This is a genomic window from Vibrio sp. Vb1337 (assembly GCF_033338715.1).
GTDB classification, from domain to species: Bacteria; Pseudomonadota; Gammaproteobacteria; order Enterobacterales; family Vibrionaceae; genus Vibrio; species Vibrio alginolyticus.
In genome coordinates this window covers 1-1,176 of sequence record NZ_JAWOTD010000182.1, presented here as the reverse complement: position 1 = coordinate 1,176, position 1,176 = coordinate 1, and the positions used below count along the sequence as shown (strand labels likewise).

Sequence of the window (1,176 nt, the reverse complement as noted above, 5' to 3'; positions counted from 1 at the left end):
CGACACCTTAACAGAATTGCCAAATCGCAGTTATGGCTCAGAACGATTGGCGTTGGAACTTATTCGGGCATCTCGTACGGGTTCGAAAGTATTGGTGATGTTTATTGATTTGGACCACTTCAAACAGATCAACGATTCTATGGGGCATTTTGTCGGGGATGAAATTCTCAAACTCAGTGCTCAGCGTCTTCAAAACGTCGCGAGAAAAACCGATTTGCTCGCCAGAATCGGTGGGGATGAGTTCCTGTTGGTGATTCCAGATTTACCAGATAACGATACCGCGAAGCGCGTTGCTTCGAGTGTGTTATCGGCCTTTAGTGAACCGTTTGTTTGGAATAATCACGAGTTTTTCCTGACAGGCAGTGTCGGCATGTCGGTTTTCCCAGACGACGGTGATAACGCCGAGCAGCTGTTGGCGTGTGCCGATATGGCGATGTACCGCGTGAAGCAAGATGGCCGCGATGCGTTCTGCTTTTACAACCACAACATGAACCAAGATCTACAGCGTTACTTGGATCTAGAAAGTCGATTGCGTAATGCGATCTCGAACCAACTGCTCGAAATGTACTATCAGCCAATCATCGAACTGAAAAGCGGCAAAATTGTTGGCGCAGAAGCATTGATGCGTTGGAACGATGAGAAGTTCGGCTTCGTCAATCCAGAAGAGTTCATCTCGATTGCAGAGAAAAACGGATTGATTCATCAACTTGGCGAGTTCGCCATTCAGCAAGCGTGTTATCAAGCAGCACAGTGGCAATCCATTTCGCCGTTGTTTGTATCGGTGAACTTCTCTAGCGTTCAATTCCGCTATTGTGATCGCTTATTGGCGTTCATTAGGCAAAGCTTAGAAGAATCGGGTTTGCCTGCTGAGCAATTTGATGTCGAGGTAACCGAAAGCTTGTTGTTTAACCATGATGATGAATTGGTGGACATGCTGGATAACCTACGGGCGCTGGGTACCAAGCTGACGATTGACGACTTCGGTACGGGCTATTCTGCACTGAGTTACTTGCAGAAGTTCCCGTTTGACCGTCTGAAAATCGACCGCAGTTTTATGCAAAACGTGTTTGAGAACGACTCTGATCGTGAACTGGTCAACGTGATCATTGCTATGGCCAAAGCCTTGCGTCTTAAAATTGTCGCAGAAGGTATCGAAGAGCAGCGCCATGTGGATTA

Annotated in this window: 1 protein-coding gene; it reads left to right on the top strand. The window is 47.1% G+C overall.

The features are described 5' to 3' along the window. The coding region (locus R7E42_RS24865) for a putative bifunctional diguanylate cyclase/phosphodiesterase (RefSeq protein WP_318073214.1) at positions 1–1,176 on the top strand (1,176 nt) is incomplete at both ends.